The organism is Roseibium alexandrii DFL-11, assembly GCF_000158095.2.
Classification (GTDB): Bacteria; Pseudomonadota; Alphaproteobacteria; order Rhizobiales; family Stappiaceae; genus Roseibium; species Roseibium alexandrii.
In genome coordinates this window covers 719,494-735,987 of record NZ_CM011002.1, presented here as the reverse complement: position 1 = coordinate 735,987, position 16,494 = coordinate 719,494, and the positions used below count along the sequence as shown (strand labels likewise).

Sequence of the window (16,494 nt, the reverse complement as noted above, 5' to 3'; positions counted from 1 at the left end):
GTTAAAGTGACGGTCCGGTATGAATTGAACGGCGTTGAGGAGACCATCGACGAAGCGCCGGAAAAACTCAAACGTCCTCTCATGCAGGCAATGATGCGCGGCGCCATGGGCCGCTGCATGTCCTGTGGCAAAGGTCAGCTTTTCGATGGATTTCTGGCAACCCAGGATGCTTGCAGCAATTGCGGCGAAGAGTTCCACCATCAGCGCGCAGACGATGCCCCGCCCTATTTCACGATCACGATCGTTGGCCACATCATCATTCCGGGCCTTTTGATCGTAGAAATGATGTGGCGGCCGGAACTCTGGATCCACATGGCCATCTGGATCCCGCTGACCATCATTTTGTCTTTAGCCCTAATGCGACCTATCAAGGGTGCTTTGGTGGGGCTACAGTGGGCGTTCTACATGCATGGATTTGATCCGGATGCAGAAGATGACCTGCCCGCTGCATCCCCCCACCTTGAAAGCCCGAGATGAGCGATTCTTTTAAAGAAAAATTGGACAAAGATGAGCAAGCCGGAAATCACCCCTACATTCGCCCCAAAGATGCCGCGACGCTTCTGATCCTTGATCGCTCAGGCTCTGGCGACGTCAAATTGCTGATGGGCCGCCGGCACATGCGGCACACCTTCATGCCGGGAAAATTCGTGTTTCCAGGTGGTCGGGTCGATCCAAGTGATTCCCGCATCTCAAACGTTCTGCCGTACCACCCCCAAGTTGAGGCACGCCTGTCAGAGGGTCTGAAGAATTCGAAAACCGCTGCCCGCGTGCGCGCCTTTGCGCTCGCCGCCATTCGCGAGACCTACGAAGAGGCCGGCATTTTCATCGGCCGCAAGGCTGACACGGATCAACTGCGTTTGGGGACCGGATTTGAGGCCTTCGCAGAACGCCATGTTCAGCCGGACCTTGGCGGCATGCGCATGATCGCCCGCGCGATCACCCCCCCGCAGCGCCCGCGCCGCTTTGACACGCGTTTCCTGGCCATCTGGGCCGACGCCATTGCCGACAAATTGCCGGGCGGCCACGGCCCCTCCGGTGAACTGGAAGACTGCGCCTGGTTGACCTTTGACGAGGCGCGCCAGAAGGAGCTGCCGCTCATCACCACAAAGATTCTTGAGGATCTTGAGACCCGGTTGCGGCAGGATCCGGACCTCTCCCCGGAGACCCCGGTTCCTTATTACTTTTTCAAAAAGGGCCGCTTTGAAAAAGAGATTCTTTAGCGCGCGCAGCACGAAACATTCCCATACGGCGCGGGCACCGAAAGAAACCTAACTTTTTTCTCCGGCAAAACTCTCCGGAACCTCAGGCAACACTTGACTTTCCCGCCGTGATGAGTAGTTTGCGCGCTGATTTCAGACATTGGGGCAGATTCACCGCCAGCCCATCTGGCCATAAGAACCCTTTGCCCGGTAACCGAGAACAGGATCCAAGGCCATGGCCAAGGCGACAACAATCAAAATCAAGCTTCTGTCCACGGCGGACACCGGCTTCTTCTACGTCACCAAGAAGAACTCCCGCACAATGACCGAGAAAATGGTCAAGCGGAAGTACGACCCGGTTGCCAAGAAGCACGTTGAGTTCAAGGAAGCCAAGATTAAGTAATCTTCGGCATTCCGAAAGCTAAAAAACCCGCCGTTTCCGGCGGGTTTTTTGTTTCACTCAGATATTCGTGGCAAGTGCCGGTGGCCCTAACGGGCAATCAATGAAAAACCCCCAACCACCATTGTCCAGCCTGCGGACAACTTCCGTTGACTTCCCTTCTGCAATCAGGTTCCCCCCGGCATCTTCAAACCGCCAGTCATGCTGAAGGAGCGCCGTTTCCCCGCACTCCTGGATACCCGTTACACGGTTCACAATCCTGGGCTTCGCCGCAATAAGTTCAGAAAAAATCTCACGGACCGCCTCGTGCCCATACTTTGGGGGCTCCTCGGGCGGGAAACAGATCACGCAATCAGGGTGAAATAGCGAAAGAACCCCTTCCAAATCACCCGCTTCCATACATTCGCCGACCTTCACGCCAACTTCATGAGGATACTTGGCCATTTGTGTCATGCTCATATCTCCGATTTGTTAAAGTCAGCCGGAGCAGCGTCCGGCGGAGTGTTGTCCATGTCGAAGACAATGCGCCAAGCACCATTCGGGTCCTTCTTCATGACCAGCGCAACCCGTCCAGCATCATCCGTCCCAGCAGGTCCCTTTGACTTCTTCAGACAATACTTTCCATAAAGGATGGCGATCTCTCCGGTAATAACGTGACCTTCCTCCTGAAACATCATTGAACCGTCCAGCATTTCAAAAGCTGTCGCGAACCAAGGCCGTATTTCCGAAACCCCTTGCATCAGCGGCGACTGTGCATTCGCATAAACGCACTCGGCGTGATAAACGCGCATCAACGCATCCAGGTCGTGCGTTTCAAAGGCGGCGAGCCACGTGTTCATAACCTCCCGCACTTCGGAAAGTTCATCAATTGCTTCCATCTTTTCTCAAACTCCGTCTCAATGAAAAGAGCGTTTTTGCTCAGACGGATACCCATATATTCAGCTCTGGAGACGGGTGTAAGGAGGCATGAAAAAAGTGGGTAGTGACATGAAAGTAACCTTCGATCCCGTGACAACGATCCTGCGGGAAATCGACCGGTCGCAAGAAACCAGTGGAGAAGCTCCCTGCCCGGTCCGAGACGTACTCGACAGGACCGGTGACAAATGGAGTGTTCAAGTCCTCTTGCGGCTCGCACCAAAACCGGAACGGTTTAATGCGCTGTTGCGGTCCGTGTCCGGAATATCGCAGCGCATGTTGACCGTGACGCTGAAAGGATTGGAACGGGATGGGCTTGTTGAACGGACAGTATTCGATACCCGTCCTCCCTCGGTCGAATACACGCTAACTCCACTCGGCGCTTCATTAATTGAGCACCTGGCAGCTTTGGCCAATTGGGCAATAAAGAACGAGCCGCAGATCTCAAAGAACCGCGCAGCATACGACAATGAGGCACCTGCGCCTTGAGTTTTTTGGTTCAGACCGAAAACAACTCTGAAAAGAAAAAGGCCCGCGGAGTGCAGCGGGCCTTTGTTCATTTCAGGGTCTGGAAAGTAGCCTATTAGGCCGCTTCGACGTTCGTCAGAAACTGTTCGATTTCAGCTTTCAGCTGATCCGTCCTTTTGGCCAGGTCCCCTGCGGATTGCAGAACGTTATTTGCAGAGCCTAGTGTGTGCTGTACCGCGCCGGACAGGTTCGTCATGTTCGACGAGACGAACTCGGTTCCATGCGCTGCCTTCTGAGCGTTCTGGGTGATCTCGCTCGTGGCCGCACCTTGCTCATGAACCGAGCCTGCGATGTTCCCGGTGTAGGAATTCACCTCTTCCATGATCGATGTAATTTCCGCAATTGACTTGGCCGAATCCTGTGTCGCATCCTGGATGGCGGTGATCTGGGCGCTGATCTCTTCGGTTGCCTTGGAGGTCTGCGTGGCAAGTTCTTTTACTTCGGCCGCAACGACCGCGAATCCTCTGCCGGCCTCCCCGGCACGGGCCGCTTCGATGGTCGCGTTCAATGCAAGAAGGTTTGTCTGTTCAGCAATCGCCTGAATGAGGGTGACCACCTCGCCGATCTTCGTTGCAGATTCGGCCAGTCCCTCAACCTTCACGTTGGTTGACCGTGTGCCCTCAGTTGCCCGTTCCACAATTTGCGTGGTTTCAGACACCTGCCGAGAAATCTCTGTAATCGACGCGGAGAGCTCTTCTGCAGCGCTTGCAACCGTTTGGACGCTCAAGGTCGTGTCCTGACAGGACGCTTGAGTTTCATCAGCCCGTGTCGCGCTGGTCTGGGAAACCTCAGACATTTTGGTGGCTGTTGCATCCAACTGACCGACGGTATCGCCCACTTGATCAAGAACCCCGGACACACTGCCTCTGAACTGGGCGATCATGGCCTTCATGCGATCCTGGCGGCCAGCTGCCTCAGCTTCCGAATGTTCGCGCTGACTGCTCAACACGGCGCGTTCTTCCGCCTTCTTGCGCAGTGTGGACAGAGCATTTGCAAGGATACCAATCTGATCAGTGCGGTCCGCGAACGGAATATCGATCGTCAAGTTGTCTTCCGCGATTTGCTCGGTCACAGAGGCAAGTTCAGTCACCGGCCGCAATTGGCGCTGGATTAGGAAGACCAAGAGACCAAGCGCAATCAGCACCACCGGCAGTGCGAGCATGGTGAAACGCGACATGATCTCGCTGACATTGGCCTGAACCGCCGCCTTTTCCACGCCTGCATACAGAATACCGATGATGTCGCCGCCCGGCGTAAAGATCGGCTCATAGACAGTGTAGTAGTCTTTGCCCAGGATGGTCGCCTGCCCGTGGAATGTTTCACCTTTGGTAACGACCGGATACACTGCACCCTTCTTGCCAAGGGGCGTCCCGACAGCACGATTGCCGTCGCCCTTGATAATGTTCGTTGACTTGCGCCAGAAATCCTGGCTATCGGCTTCCCAAGCGAACACAGTTGCCGTTTCGCCGGTCATACGCCCGATCGTATCAATCATGTCGTGATTGGCGAACTCTGGGATTTCCGCGAGCTCAATACGCTGGACGTCGCCATCCCCTCTCCAGGACACCTTCGTGCCTTCAATATCCCGCGCCATGATGGTTGCAGCGACACGAAGGTTAGCGGCTTGCTTGCCAACTGCAGTCTGTTCGGCCTGATTTGCCGCCACCTGATAGACAATACCGCCAACAACAAGCATGGAAAGTGTAAGCAATGCGGCGCTCGCCAACGCAAGGGACGCAGTGACGCTCAGTGAAGAAAGTCGTTTGATCATATTCCACCCCTAGAAAAACTAGGCTGGATCATATCTTCCGCTAGGTTAAGGATAGTATAATCACATACATCGTAAAAGTTGCGGAGTAGCGTTCGCACATTAGTAAAATATTCTAAGAAGCCAACCTAGCTGACGCGCAAATTTTTCAAGGTCCCGCTCATGGTCAGGCTAATATTTTATAGAAGTATCAGAGAGTTAGTGGTCGGCGGGAACACGGTATTCGAGGAGGCCACTCTTCGACCGGTTCCCTGCCGACCTACCCCACGGACCCAGGAGATGCGGCGGACCTGAGCAATCCCGAGGGGAAACTGAATAGGTTTGCTGCGGAAAATTCAGCAAGACAAACGGTTGTCAGGCCGAAACCTAACAAAAACTACACTAACTCATCGCTGTTGAATTGCAATAATTTCCGTGGATAGCACACAGAAAGATAAGGGTTTTAATTAAAATGTAACCTTAACATAAACAGCAACCCCGGCATTTCAGACGAAAGACATGGAACTCTTTACGGGTGGACTGCCTTTGCCTCCGCGCAATCGGGAATCGTTTCGCCTATGTAATACATTCTTTGCCGGCTTAAGGCTCACCAAGGAACGACTTGACCGTATCAAGGAATTTGGAAACCGAAATTGGTTTGGATATGTAGGCTTCACAGCCGCCTTGGCGGATACGCTCTTCATCCCCCTTCATGGCAAAAGCAGTGACAGCAACAACTGGAATCGACGCAATACTCTCGTCTTCCTTGATCCACTTGGTCACTTCAAGGCCGGAGACTTCGGGCAGCTGAATATCCATGAGGATGAGATCAGGCCGGTTTTCGCGCGCCAGTTTTAATGCTTCAATGCCAGTTCTTGTTTGAAGCGTATCAAAACCGTGTGCTTCGAGCAGGTCATGAAACAACTTCATGTTCAACTCGTTATCTTCCACGATCAACACGGTTTTCGCCATATATTTCAGGCCCTTCGCCGGCTAGAGCCGGTCCTACTCTTTTTTGACGCGAAGTCGTCTTATCCCTTGTGGAACCCATCCCCGGGTCGCATTACAACTCTTCTAACCCGGAATCGTTTCAGAAAGGCAAAAAAACACAATGAAAAATGTGCAAGGAAAATCATTGAGTGTTGAAGAAGCTCAGGGAATTGCGACGCAAGCCCTTGTGCAGCTCAGCCAAGACCCTGAACAGGTCGGCCGGTTTTTAGCCTTTTCCGGCATTGGCCCGGACCAAATCCGGGACGCTGCAAGCGAGCCCGGGTTCCTGGCCGGCGTCCTTGAATTTTACATGATGGACGAAGCGCTTCTCCTTGCCTTTTGCGAAAATGCCGGCCTACGTCCGACGATGATGGCAGCCGCTCGCTATGCCTTGGCCGGAGGTCCTGAGTACGATGCCTGAACCGACCCCCGTGCTTCCGGAAGTCCTTGCACAAATTCAAAGCCTGCCAGCTTCAGACCGCCCTTTGATCATCTGCGATGTCGATGAAGTCATCCTGCACATGATCCTGCATCTGGAGGAGTACTTGAACAACAAGGGTATGCACTTCCTCAATCACTCCTACCGGCTGACCGGCAACATCGCGCGCACCGAGGATGGCGCGCCGGTTCCCGCGGATCAGGTCAAGAGGCATCTGATCACCTTTTTCGATGAGGTCAGCCATGAGCAAGCCATGGTTCCGGACGCAAACGCCGCGCTTGCCGAGCTCACAGATCAGTGGGACATCGTTCTGTTGACCAACCTACCCGGCTCTCACAACAAGCCGGTGCGGGAAACGCTGCTAAGAGGTATGGGGATCCCCTATCCGGTGCTGACAAACTCCGGGCCAAAAGGCGGTGCTGTTGCCGCCCTCGCCGGCGGACGAGCCCATCCGGTCGTTTTCATCGATGACAGTCCGACCAATCACCGATCTGTACAAGCGTCCCTGCCCGCCTCTGTCCAGATCCAGTTTATTGCCGATCAACGCTTCCTGAACTCGGTTGAACCAGAGCCTCATATCGACCTACTCTCCGGTGACTGGCGCGAGACAAGCCGGTTCATCAGGTCTATTCTTTAGGGCTGGTTTTGAAGCCCGGTACGAGCCTATGACAGAAGAGCCAAAAGCCCTGTGCCGGGATTGCGGCGCACGCGCCCCGCAGCATGTAAGCCGCTGTCCGTCTTGCGGCAGCCCGAGGCTTTTGGCGCACCCGGAGCTCGACATGCTGTCGATTGCCCACATCGACTGCGATGCGTTTTACGCCTCGGTTGAAAAACGCGACAATCCGGAACTCCAGGACAAGCCCGTGATCATCGGCGGCGGTCAGCGGGGCGTTGTGTCGACCTGCTGTTATATCGCTCGCATCTCCGGCGTTCGCTCCGCCATGCCGATGTTCAAGGCCATGGAAGCGTGTCCCGAGGCCGTGGTGATCAAGCCGAATATGGAAAAATACTCAAGGGTCGGCAAGGAAATCCGCAGCCGCATGCAAGCCTTGACTCCGCTGGTCGAACCCTTGTCGATCGACGAGGCCTTTCTTGACCTCACCGGTACAGAGCGCCTCCACCATGCAAGCGCTGCCGAAACGCTCGCCAAGTTCATCCGAGACATTGAAGCTGATATCGGCATCTCGGCGAGCGTCGGCCTTGCGCCCAACAAATTCCTCGCGAAGCTCGCCTCGGATTTGGAAAAGCCACGGGGATTTTCCGTGATTGGTGCAGCAGAAGCGGAACAGCGCCTTGCACCAATGCCCGTCGGCAAGATTTGGGGTGTTGGGAAAGTCTTCCAAACGAAACTGGACCGTGACGGCATACGAACGATCGGCCAACTCCAAACCATGGATGCCAACACCTTGGCCCGGCGGTATGGTTCTATCGGGCTGCGCTTGGCGCACCTCTCCCATGGCGACGACAGCCGTGACGTGACCCCTTCGCGCGGCGCGAAAAGCGTTTCCACCGAAACCACCTTCAGGACAGATATATCGGACTTCCATGTCCTGAAACCGATCTTGCGAGACTTGTCTGAAAAGGTGTCCTTCCGCCTGAAAAAATCGGAGCTTGCAGGCCGCGGCATCACACTCAAACTCAAAACCTCTGAGTTCAAAACGATCACGCGCGCGCGGCATTTGACCGACCCGACGCAGCTGGCGGACAAGATATTTGATGCAGGGGTTGCCCTCTTGGAGGCGGAAACAGATGGGCGCCGCTTCCGTCTGATCGGCATTGGGGTCAACGACATCTCAGATGCCTCTCAAGCGGATCCAGAGGACCTTCTCGATGCAACGTCGGGACGGAAGAAAAAGGCAGAACTTGCCATCGACAAACTGCGCGGCAAGTTCGGCAACTCAGCTGTCGAGCTTGGCTTGACACATGCCGCGAAACAGGCACGCAAAGCCGCCGAAGACAAGTAGACGATTACTCGCAGTCAGATTTGTCGGTCAGATCTCGAAGTTCCAGCGCCGTCATGGTTCCGGCAATTTTGAAATCGCCGTAATCCAGAACAAGTTTATCGCTCACACCGTTTTCAAACAGCCTGAAGGACAACTGGTAGACGGGTGTCTGTTCGCCGGAATTTTCCTGCGTGGAGGGATCGAAATAAGCAACGGTCACCGGCCAGGATGCAACAGCATCCAAGGCGTCCTGCCGTTCGCCATCAATTTCCGGCACAATGCCTACGGCTTTGGCACCGATGACGGCAGTGGTCCCAAAGACTTTGTCTCCTGTTTCTGCACCATCATAAATGTCGCTTGCGGTGAAATGCCCGCCATCTTGCGCGGTCTTTACGATGTTCATCAGGTGCTCTGTTGGAAACTGAACATCTTGGCCGATCTGCAGAGACTTTTCGTCCGGTTCTTTCAGTTCGACCGCCTTCAAGCCCGTTTCAGTCCGCGCCAGTCCCCGGCTCGATTCGACCAGTTTCTGATCGACATAGGTCTTGGACAGAAATTGGTAACTCTCTGCATCCGGGCCCTCGAACGACGTGGTCTGAAGATCTGTTACCTGAGAGCCACCACTCAGATCCCGGAACTCGGTGACAAACCGGAAATTGACGCTGTACCCTTCGCAAGCATTGCCTGAAAACTCATAGACCATGCGTCCGGAGAGACCTGCAATCCCGGACTGTTGCTCGGTATCGGAAAGCTTCATGTCATAGACAGCTCTATGCGGGGCAAGCTGTATGCCCGCCACTTTGGCAGCTGCTTCACTGGCACCAAAAGTGACAACCACGATGGCCGCCACAGCGCACTTAAATAGAAAAGCAGTTTCAAAAGCCCGGTCTGAAACGGTTCGCCGCATCACTTTTCCTCGTCACCGCCTTTGGAGCGGAAATTTCTTGTTTCTATTCTTTTATTCGGGTTCATGCCGGACTGCCAGCAAGGAATGCCCGGCCCCACCGATAATGTAGGTCACAAAAACAGGCGCAAAACCATTAACTGGACTTTGTTTTGTAACGAGGTGGCGAACAAATACCGCCCCCATCTGCCGGAAATGAGCTTGTCAGTTTCTGCAATTTGGGCCAAGACACCGGCAACTAACCATTTTTATCGGGGACACACATGACCAGCAAAACCGAAGCCCGCTTGGCCGAACTCGGCATCACACTTCCAGATGCCGCCGCACCAGCTGCCAACTACGTGCCTTTTGTCAAGACCGGCAATCAGCTGTTCATTTCCGGCCAGCTGCCGATGGACAGCGGTGCCATCGCCGTGACCGGCAAGCTTGGCGACGGCCTTGAAGTTGAAGACGGACAGAAAGCTGCAAAACTCTGTGCCATCAATCTCCTCGCACAGGCAAAGGCGGCAACTGGGGACCTGGACAAAGTGGTTCGCCTGGTCAAGATCGTTGGTTTTGTGAACTCAACGGGTGATTTCACCGACCAGCCGAAGGTGATCAATGGTGCGTCCGATTTCCTGGTTGAGGCTATGGGAGACAGTGGCCGCCATGCACGTTCCGCAGTCAGCGCTGCCTCACTTCCGTTTGGCGCCGCAGTTGAAATCGAAGCCATTTTCGAGATCGCGGACTAATTCCGCTCTGGCGGGGCCCCGTAAACGCTCCGCCAATTCCGGACAAATCAATATGTCACCAGAACTTGCCGCCATTTTCGCCCGGCCAATCGCGCACCGGGGGTATCACGATGCCAGCAACGGCATCATCGAAAACACTCCAACCGCAATCCAGCAGGCTGTGGACAAGGATTACGGGATTGAAGTTGACGTTCAGCAGACCAGTAATGGTGAAGCGCTCGTCTTTCACGACGATGACCTGGATCGTCTCGCAGATGGCAGTGGGCCGGTTTCCGGGCTGTCTTCAGCAGATCTCGTCAAACTGCAAATGCGCACGGGCACAGACCACTTATGGCTGCTCCAGGATCTTTTTGATCTGGTGGATGGCCGCGTGCCGCTGGTTGTCGAAATCAAGTCCTTGCTCCGGCGCGATGCGCAAGGTGACTTTGTCCGCCGCGTTGTTGATCAGGTCGATGCCTACAAAGGACCAGCCTGCATCAAGACCTTTGATCCGGACATGTTGGCAGTGGCAAAGGAGCACAACAATTCCGTCCTCCGCGGGATTGTGGCAGATGCGGCCCGCCCCGGCCCGGACTACACACGCCACAGCCGGATGGACCGTTTCATTTTGCGCCATCTGCTCCACTTTCCACGCACAAGTCCGCACTTCATCTCCTATGGCGTCAACGATTTGCCGAGCCCCGGCCCCAGCATGATGAAAAAGGTTTTCAAGACACCAATCATGGCCTGGACGGTCCGGACACCGGGACAGTTGGAAGTCGCAAAACGGTTTGCCGATCAAATCGTCTTTGAGGGCTTCGATCCGGATCAATAACGGACGAACATTCTTGGACTGGCATTCCCTCTTGCGGCGCAGCAAAGCGGCTCTACATTCTTGTCAACAACCCTTTTATGGCGGGCCGACATACTGACATGACGTCTTCTATTTCACCGGACAATGAACAGCCGCAAAAACCTGGCGCCGGTGACGCGGAGACGACACTTTCCATTAGACTTCTGTCGTCCCTGGCAGATGTGCCAGCTGACAAATGGGATGCGGTTGCCAATCCCGGCTGGCTCCTCAGCCAAGGTGGAAAGCTGACACGCACACCGGGCGCTGGTGAGTCTCAAGATCTCACTTCCACCCTAGCCCCTGAAGCTGATTCATTTTCTGAAGAAACAGACTTCAACCCCTTCTTGTCTCACGCCTTTCTGGAAGCACTGGAGGCGTCCGGCTGCGCGACACGCCAGACAGGCTGGATGCCCCGGCACATGGTGCTGGAGGATGGTAACGGCGCGGTTCTTGGAGCTGTTCCCGCTTACCTGAAAAGCCACTCCCAGGGCGAATATGTCTTCGATCATGGCTGGGCCGATGCATTCTACCGGGCTGGTGGCGACTATTATCCAAAACTCCAGATATCGGTCCCTTTTACTCCGGCTACAGGCCGCCGGTTTCTGACCAGCCCTGACATCAACCGGGAAGCCGGGCTGCAGGCACTCGCGGCTGGCCTTGTACAGGTTTGCCAACGCACCGGCGCCTCCTCGGTCCACGCGACTTTTTTGACAAAACCGGAATGGCAGTCACTTGGTGACCTCGGCTATCTGCGGCGCACGGATCAGCAGTTCCACTGGGACAACAACGGCTACGACACCTTCGACCAGTTTCTTGGTGACCTCGCCTCGCGCAAACGCAAGGCAATCAAAAAGGAACGCCGCGAAGCACTCAGCGCTGAAGGCCTCGAAATCGAATGGGTTACCGGCAGCGATTTGACCGAGGCCCATTGGGATGCGTTTTACGGATTTTACATGGATACGGGCGCCCGCAAGTGGGGCCGCCCTTATCTCAATCGTGCTTTCTTTTCGCTGATCAGTGAACGGATGGCCGACCGCATTCTTCTGGTTCTGGCAAAACGCAACGGCCGGTATGTGGCCGGAGCCCTCAACTTCATCGGATCGGAAACCCTTTTCGGTCGCCATTGGGGCTGCACCGAACACCATCCGTTTCTGCATTTTGAGCTGTGTTATTATCAGGCAATCGATTTTGCCATTTCCAAAGGACTGAAACGCGTCGAAGCCGGTGCTCAGGGAGCGCACAAGCTCGCGCGCGGTTATCTGCCGCAAACGACCTATTCGGCCCACTGGATTGCTCATGAGGGCCTTCACGACGCAGTTGCGGACTTTCTGGAGCAGGAGCGGCGCGCGGTTCAGCGGGAAAACGAAGCGCTGGCTGAGCATGCCCCCTTCCGGAAAGACAGCTGAACCTTCAATTCGCCACGCGACTGAGATCCAACACCAATTTGCGTCTTTCACAAGATCGGCATTCGTCTGTACAGGGCTTGCCCGATCGCGTCCAATCCATTACCTAGAGACCATCATCAAGAGTTGGGACAGATGCCCCACGCCAACCTGCCGATCCGGGCAAGGTGGTTCTTCGAACAGAAGATGCGGCCCTGAACTTTAAGTTCAAAGGCAACGAATCGGATCGAAGAAAGGCATCTGTCTCTGGTTACAGGACGCGCAAATGCCGATAAAAATTCCAAACGATCTTCCCGGCCGCCCCATTCTGGAATCCGAAGGCGTGATGATCATCCAGGAAGCGGATGCCATGCGTCAGGACATCCGCCCGCTGCGCATCGGTCTTCTCAACCTGATGCCGAACAAGATCAAGACAGAGACCCAATTCGCACGCCTCCTCGGTTCCACCCCACTTCAGATCGATCTGACGCTGGTGCGCATGACCAACCACGTGCCCCGCAACACGCCGACTGAGCATCTGGAAGCGTTTTATCGGCCCTGGGAAGAAGTCCGGAACGAGAAGTTCGATGGGTTCATCATCACCGGCGCCCCGGTCGAGAAGCTACCGTTTGAAGATGTCGGATACTGGCAGGAAATGCGCGATGTGCTGGATTGGACCCAGACACATGTTCATCGCACGCTGACCATCTGCTGGGCCGCTCAAGCGGCCACTTATCACTTTCATGGCATGCCTAAATATGCGCGGGACGACAAGGCAACGGGCGTCTACCGGCAACGTACACTCGCACCGGCCTCGCCGTATCTCCGAGGGTTTTCCGATGATTTCTGTTTGCCAGTCTCACGCTGGACGGAAACCCGAAAGGTCGACATCCCGGACGGCAGCAATCTGATGGTGCTTGCGGAAGATGACGAGACAGGTATGTGCCTTCTGGACGACCCGGAGCATCGCTGCCTGCACATGTTCAACCACATTGAGTATGATACCACGTCTCTAGCAGATGAATTCGAGCGGGACAGCCAGGTATCTGACACGCCGCTCCGGCCACAGAACTACTTTCCGGACGATGATGCCACCCGGCAGCCCGTAAATCGCTGGCGTGCCCACGCGCATCTCCTGTTCGGCAACTGGATCAATGAAATGTATCAGTCCACACCGTTTGATCTGAACGATATCGGGCATTAATCCGGACATTGCCAGGCGTTCTCAACCCTTGTTGTTAAACCGCCTGGCAGAGTACTGTGGCCAACGACATTCGAAGATTTTTCCTTTTAGAGGTACGCATGCCGATCGAAACGCCAGCCTATGATGACCAGAACATCTTTGCCAAAATCATGCGCGGAGAACTGCCGAGCCACAAGGTCTATGAAGACGACAAGACGGTCGTGATCATGGACATCATGCCGCGCGGAGACGGACATGTGCTCGTCATTCCGAAGGCTCCGTCCCGGAATATTCTGGACATTGCGCAAGAGGATCTGAACGCTGTGATGGCCACGGTCCAGAAGATGGCTCATGCCGTTATCAAGGCATTTGGGGCGGACGGCACCACAATTCAGCAGTTTTCTGAACCAGCCGGTGGCCAGGTGGTGTTTCACACCCATGTTCACATCATCCCCAGGTTTGACGGTGTCAAGATGAAGCCGCACACCGGCGAAATGGCAGACAACGATCTTCTTGCCGAACAAGCCGACAAGATCCGCGCCGCGTTGGGCTAGGCCTTAAACCTGCGAAACTGTTCCGGAGGCAGGGTGTAGCGCCTCCGGAACCCCTAAACCTTGCCTCAGCTCGCGGCGGCGATCCGTGCCGGGTTCGCGGCGGCCTCCTGCTCTGAATCGAGCACGGCCTCATTTTCCAAGACACGCTGGAAACTCGGCCGTGCGGTAATCCTCTCGGCATACTCGGTAAAGACGGGCCAGTCCGGCACAAGATCAAACATCAATGTCCAACGCAGAGCAGATCCCCAGAAGATGTCTGCTGCGGAAATCTGATCCCCGAGTATATGGGGTGCTTTTTCCAGCTGCGCCGCCAGCGTCTTCATCACGGCGTCATAGGTGCAATACGGCGCAATCTGCCGCGGTATATCCGTGTCGAACGCCTTGTTGACCACGGCGGGCTCAAAGGATGCGGCATAAAACACCATCCATCGCAGATAAGCGCCGCGCCGGGGATCGGTCAAACATGGTGTCAGTCCTGCCTCGGGATAAAGATCGGCAACATGCAGGGCGATTGCGATGGATTCGGTAATGAGTGTCTCACCGTCTTGAAGTGCCGGCACCTTCCCGAGGGGATTGATCTTCAGATACTCCGGCGACTGTAAATCACCGGCTTTCGCGTTGTGTACTTTCAACTCGTAATTGGCACCAAGTTCATCCAGCAGTATGCGGAGCGTGCTGGCGCGGCTGCGCGGTGCATAATGAAAAACGAGTTTGTGATCGGTCATGGCGGGACTCCTTTGATCCGGTGCGGCCAATTGGCCAATGCGCGCCATGTATCAGCCCCCTCCTGCCACCCCTCTGTCAGGAGTGTCAGGAGCCCAAGATCACCCATCCAGTCAGCAGAAAAACAACCGCGGACAGCACGCCGACGATCACGCGCTGCCCCAGAGCCAGAAAGCAGACAAACCCGAAGGCCGCGGCCGCCAACCGCAACCAGATCGGCGTATCGCCCAGCACGCCTTGAGGAAACAGGACAAGCTTGGAAATCACACCGGCAACCAGTGCCGTTGCAACGCACCGGACCCAAATGAAAAGTTCGCTGTCTTCGCGCAGTTTCCCGCCGGCAAAAACGCCCAGCCACCGCCACACATCGGTTGCAAGCCACCCGGCGACGAGGATCATCACATAGGGCCACCACCAGGTTTCCGTCATGAGATCACTCATGACAGCCCCCGGCGCCAAAATCGGGTTGCAAGATAGGCAAGCGTTCCGCCAAGCAGGCCGGTCCAAAGAAGATCAAGACCCGGAAAATAAAGGAAAAACAAAGGGCCGAGCACAAGGCCGGAAATCATCGCCGCCTTGTCGGCATTCATCCGCGCTGCACCCCACAAGGAACAAAGAAAATAAACAGGTGTCACCAGGACAAGAGCGCCGGCGGCCATAGGCGGCATCCGCTCCACAAGCATGTAGGCAATTCCGGTGGACACAAAGACAAAGCTGGTCACCCCACCGCCAAACCCGATGAAGAATGGCAACCGCCCTTCCCTCGGCAGGTCGGGCAGGTTCTTCATCGCGTAGACCCAAGCCGTCACCGCCACGAAGTGCGAGGCGATCAGCAAGTGCCAGGTTTTGGTCTTTCCCGGCACCTTCAAGAACGGCATCAAGGCCATCGTCATCGGCATCAAGCGGACAGACGCGAGGGCCACAGCGACAGCGGCGGGAATCACTCCCATGCCCGACGCCATGGCTCCGGTTAAAACCACCACGGATGGCAGGGCCCACACCGCCCCTGTCATGAGAAGTGTTTCGGCCAGACTCAATCCTGTTTCGCGTGCCATCCCGGCAAACCCGACAAAAGCAGACGTCAGGATAAAGGCGGGAATGGAGATGGCTGCGCGCGCGCCGCGCAGCATCCAGCCCCGGCCGGAAACGGGTGGTTTCGACGATAGCTGCGGTTGCCCCGTGTCCTTTGAGGCAGTCATGTAGGCATGTCCAAATTTCTGAAGTTAGTAAGGATTCCTTACCTTTATCCAGCAAACCTGTCCAGCCCACTGTCCGGTGGCTTCGGCCTCCAGATCAAACTCCGCACTAAACCGACCGTGTCAGCCCGCCATCAATCCGTATGTTCTGACCCGTGACATAGGCTGCGGCATCACTGGCCAGATAGGATATCAACCCGGAGACCTCCTCCGATCGGCCATAGCGGCCCATTGGGATTCGCGACCGGCGGTCTTCCTTTTCCGGCAAGCTGTCGATGAAGCCGGGCAAAACATTGTTCATGCGCACGTTCTCAGCAGCATACTTGTCCGAAAACAGCTTGGTGAAGGCAGCAAGTCCGGCCCGGAAGACGCCGGATGTCGGAAACATCGGATCTGGCTCAAACACCGCGAAGGTGGAGATATTGATAACGGTTCCACCACCCTGGCCAGCCATAATCGGCGCGACAAGACGGCTCGGACGGATCACATTCATCAGGTAGTAATCCATGCCGAGATGCCAGTCTTCATCCGGGATCTCCATGATATCGCCCTTTGGACCGTGCCCGGCAGAGTTCACGAGGACATCAATGCGCCCGAAGGCAGTCATCGTCTTGTCGACAAATGCTTTCAGGTCATCATTGTTCAGGTTCGAGCCGGTGTGACCAATCCCGCCAAGTTCCGCGGCGAGCGCCTCCCCCTTGCCGGAAGACGACAGGATCGCGACTTTGAACCCATCTGCCGCCAGCCGTTTTGCTGCGTCCGCTCCCATGCCGGATCCACCGGCTGTGATCAGGGCAATTTTTTGTTTACTCATGACTTGTCTCCTTT

At 55.6% G+C, this 16,494-nt stretch carries 21 protein-coding genes and 1 riboswitch; of the genes, 12 read left to right on the top strand and 9 right to left on the bottom strand.

What is annotated here, in order from left to right; translation table 11 throughout:
- Positions 1-6 precede the first annotated feature (6 nt).
- The 3 genes from SADFL11_RS03510 to rpmG all read left to right on the top strand — a co-directional run bounded on the left by SADFL11_RS03510 (position 7) and on the right by rpmG (position 1,602).
- The gene (locus tag SADFL11_RS03510) at positions 7-477 is read left to right on the top strand and encodes a DUF983 domain-containing protein (protein WP_081450466.1); all 471 of its coding nucleotides are present in this window, start codon (positions 7-9) and stop codon (positions 475-477) included.
- Positions 474-1,220: an NUDIX hydrolase gene (locus tag SADFL11_RS03505; RefSeq protein ID WP_040450692.1), complete on the top strand. Its 747-nt coding sequence runs from the start codon at positions 474-476 to the stop codon at positions 1,218-1,220. Before SADFL11_RS03510 ends, SADFL11_RS03505 begins: the two co-directional genes overlap by 4 nt.
- A 214-nt stretch (positions 1,221-1,434) precedes the next feature.
- The gene (rpmG, locus tag SADFL11_RS03500) at positions 1,435-1,602 is read left to right on the top strand and encodes a 50S ribosomal protein L33 (RefSeq protein WP_008192710.1); all 168 of its coding nucleotides are present in this window, start codon (positions 1,435-1,437) and stop codon (positions 1,600-1,602) included.
- Positions 1,603-1,659: 57 nt separating this feature from the next.
- Here rpmG and SADFL11_RS03495 read toward each other — a convergent pair whose 3' ends face one another.
- Together SADFL11_RS03495 and SADFL11_RS03490 are read right to left on the bottom strand one after the other, a co-directional pair.
- On the bottom strand, positions 1,660-2,052 hold the full coding sequence (locus SADFL11_RS03495; protein WP_167578945.1) for a YybH family protein: 393 nt from the start codon (positions 2,050-2,052) through the stop codon (positions 1,660-1,662).
- Between the two features lie 2 nt (positions 2,053-2,054).
- The gene (locus SADFL11_RS03490; RefSeq protein WP_040450693.1) at positions 2,055-2,477 is read right to left on the bottom strand and encodes a YybH family protein; all 423 of its coding nucleotides are present in this window, start codon (positions 2,475-2,477) and stop codon (positions 2,055-2,057) included.
- 109 nt (positions 2,478-2,586) lie between these two features.
- On the opposite strand from SADFL11_RS03490, the gene SADFL11_RS03485 reads away from it, so the two are divergent.
- On the top strand, positions 2,587-3,003 hold the full coding sequence (locus tag SADFL11_RS03485; protein WP_081450609.1) for a winged helix-turn-helix transcriptional regulator: 417 nt from the start codon (positions 2,587-2,589) through the stop codon (positions 3,001-3,003).
- Between the two features lie 94 nt (positions 3,004-3,097).
- Here SADFL11_RS03485 and SADFL11_RS03480 read toward each other — a convergent pair whose 3' ends face one another.
- A complete protein-coding gene (locus SADFL11_RS03480) occupies positions 3,098-4,813 on the bottom strand; it encodes a methyl-accepting chemotaxis protein (RefSeq protein WP_008189989.1) in 1,716 nt (571 codons plus the stop codon).
- 576 nt (positions 4,814-5,389) lie between these two features.
- Positions 5,390-5,761 carry a response regulator gene (locus SADFL11_RS03475; protein WP_008196858.1) on the bottom strand — a complete coding sequence of 124 codons (372 nt, stop codon included), beginning with the start codon at positions 5,759-5,761 and terminating at the stop codon, positions 5,390-5,392.
- Positions 5,762-5,924: 163 nt separating this feature from the next.
- On the opposite strand from SADFL11_RS03475, the gene SADFL11_RS03470 reads away from it, so the two are divergent.
- The 3 genes from SADFL11_RS03470 to SADFL11_RS03460 are packed head-to-tail and all read left to right on the top strand — an operon-like array spanning position 5,925 to position 8,182.
- Entirely contained in the window at positions 5,925-6,200 is a 276-nt protein-coding gene (locus SADFL11_RS03470) for a DUF3572 domain-containing protein (protein WP_228198244.1), read from the top strand.
- Positions 6,193-6,855, top strand: coding sequence for a hypothetical protein (locus SADFL11_RS03465; RefSeq protein WP_040450694.1), 663 nt, complete (start codon positions 6,193-6,195; stop codon positions 6,853-6,855). The genes SADFL11_RS03470 and SADFL11_RS03465 overlap by 8 nt, the downstream gene beginning before the upstream one ends.
- Before the next feature lie 28 nt (positions 6,856-6,883).
- The gene (locus SADFL11_RS03460) at positions 6,884-8,182 is read left to right on the top strand and encodes a DNA polymerase IV (protein WP_008194649.1); all 1,299 of its coding nucleotides are present in this window, start codon (positions 6,884-6,886) and stop codon (positions 8,180-8,182) included.
- A gap of 4 nt (positions 8,183-8,186) precedes the next feature.
- Here SADFL11_RS03460 and SADFL11_RS03455 read toward each other — a convergent pair whose 3' ends face one another.
- Positions 8,187-9,068: a cell envelope integrity EipB family protein gene (locus tag SADFL11_RS03455; protein WP_134852888.1), complete on the bottom strand. Its 882-nt coding sequence runs from the start codon at positions 9,066-9,068 to the stop codon at positions 8,187-8,189.
- Positions 9,069-9,328: 260 nt separating this feature from the next.
- Between SADFL11_RS03455 and SADFL11_RS03450 the strand changes: the two genes are divergently transcribed.
- The 5 genes from SADFL11_RS03450 to SADFL11_RS03430 all read left to right on the top strand — a co-directional run bounded on the left by SADFL11_RS03450 (position 9,329) and on the right by SADFL11_RS03430 (position 13,747).
- Positions 9,329-9,796, top strand: a complete 468-nt coding sequence (locus SADFL11_RS03450) for a RidA family protein (protein ID WP_008194695.1) — start codon at positions 9,329-9,331, stop codon at positions 9,794-9,796.
- Positions 9,797-9,848: 52 nt separating this feature from the next.
- Positions 9,849-10,610, top strand: coding sequence for a glycerophosphodiester phosphodiesterase family protein (locus SADFL11_RS03445; protein ID WP_008193196.1), 762 nt, complete (start codon positions 9,849-9,851; stop codon positions 10,608-10,610).
- 98 nt (positions 10,611-10,708) lie between these two features.
- The gene (locus tag SADFL11_RS03440) at positions 10,709-12,034 is read left to right on the top strand and encodes a GNAT family N-acetyltransferase (protein WP_008192104.1); all 1,326 of its coding nucleotides are present in this window, start codon (positions 10,709-10,711) and stop codon (positions 12,032-12,034) included.
- A 108-nt stretch (positions 12,035-12,142) separates the two neighbouring features.
- Positions 12,143-12,262, top strand: a riboswitch (SAM-I-IV-variant riboswitch).
- Positions 12,263-12,296: 34 nt separating this feature from the next.
- Positions 12,297-13,214 (top strand): homoserine O-succinyltransferase, encoded by a 918-nt coding sequence (locus SADFL11_RS03435; RefSeq protein WP_008192704.1) that lies wholly within the window; start codon positions 12,297-12,299, stop codon positions 13,212-13,214.
- Positions 13,215-13,318: 104 nt separating this feature from the next.
- Positions 13,319-13,747, top strand: a complete 429-nt coding sequence (locus SADFL11_RS03430; RefSeq protein ID WP_134853154.1) for an HIT family protein — start codon at positions 13,319-13,321, stop codon at positions 13,745-13,747.
- 65 nt (positions 13,748-13,812) lie between these two features.
- On the opposite strand, the gene SADFL11_RS03425 is transcribed toward SADFL11_RS03430, so the two are convergent.
- The 4 genes from SADFL11_RS03425 to SADFL11_RS03410 all read right to left on the bottom strand — a co-directional run bounded on the left by SADFL11_RS03425 (position 13,813) and on the right by SADFL11_RS03410 (position 16,480).
- Positions 13,813-14,472 (bottom strand): glutathione S-transferase family protein, encoded by a 660-nt coding sequence (locus SADFL11_RS03425; protein ID WP_040450695.1) that lies wholly within the window; start codon positions 14,470-14,472, stop codon positions 13,813-13,815.
- An 85-nt stretch (positions 14,473-14,557) separates the two neighbouring features.
- Positions 14,558-14,911 carry an AzlD domain-containing protein gene (locus tag SADFL11_RS03420; protein ID WP_040450696.1) on the bottom strand — a complete coding sequence of 118 codons (354 nt, stop codon included), beginning with the start codon at positions 14,909-14,911 and terminating at the stop codon, positions 14,558-14,560.
- Positions 14,908-15,669: an AzlC family ABC transporter permease gene (locus tag SADFL11_RS03415; protein ID WP_008188876.1), complete on the bottom strand. Its 762-nt coding sequence runs from the start codon at positions 15,667-15,669 to the stop codon at positions 14,908-14,910. Before SADFL11_RS03415 ends, SADFL11_RS03420 begins: the two co-directional genes overlap by 4 nt.
- Before the next feature lie 106 nt (positions 15,670-15,775).
- A complete protein-coding gene (locus tag SADFL11_RS03410; RefSeq protein WP_008192066.1) occupies positions 15,776-16,480 on the bottom strand; it encodes an SDR family oxidoreductase in 705 nt (234 codons plus the stop codon).
- Between the last annotated feature and the right edge of the window lie 14 nt (positions 16,481-16,494).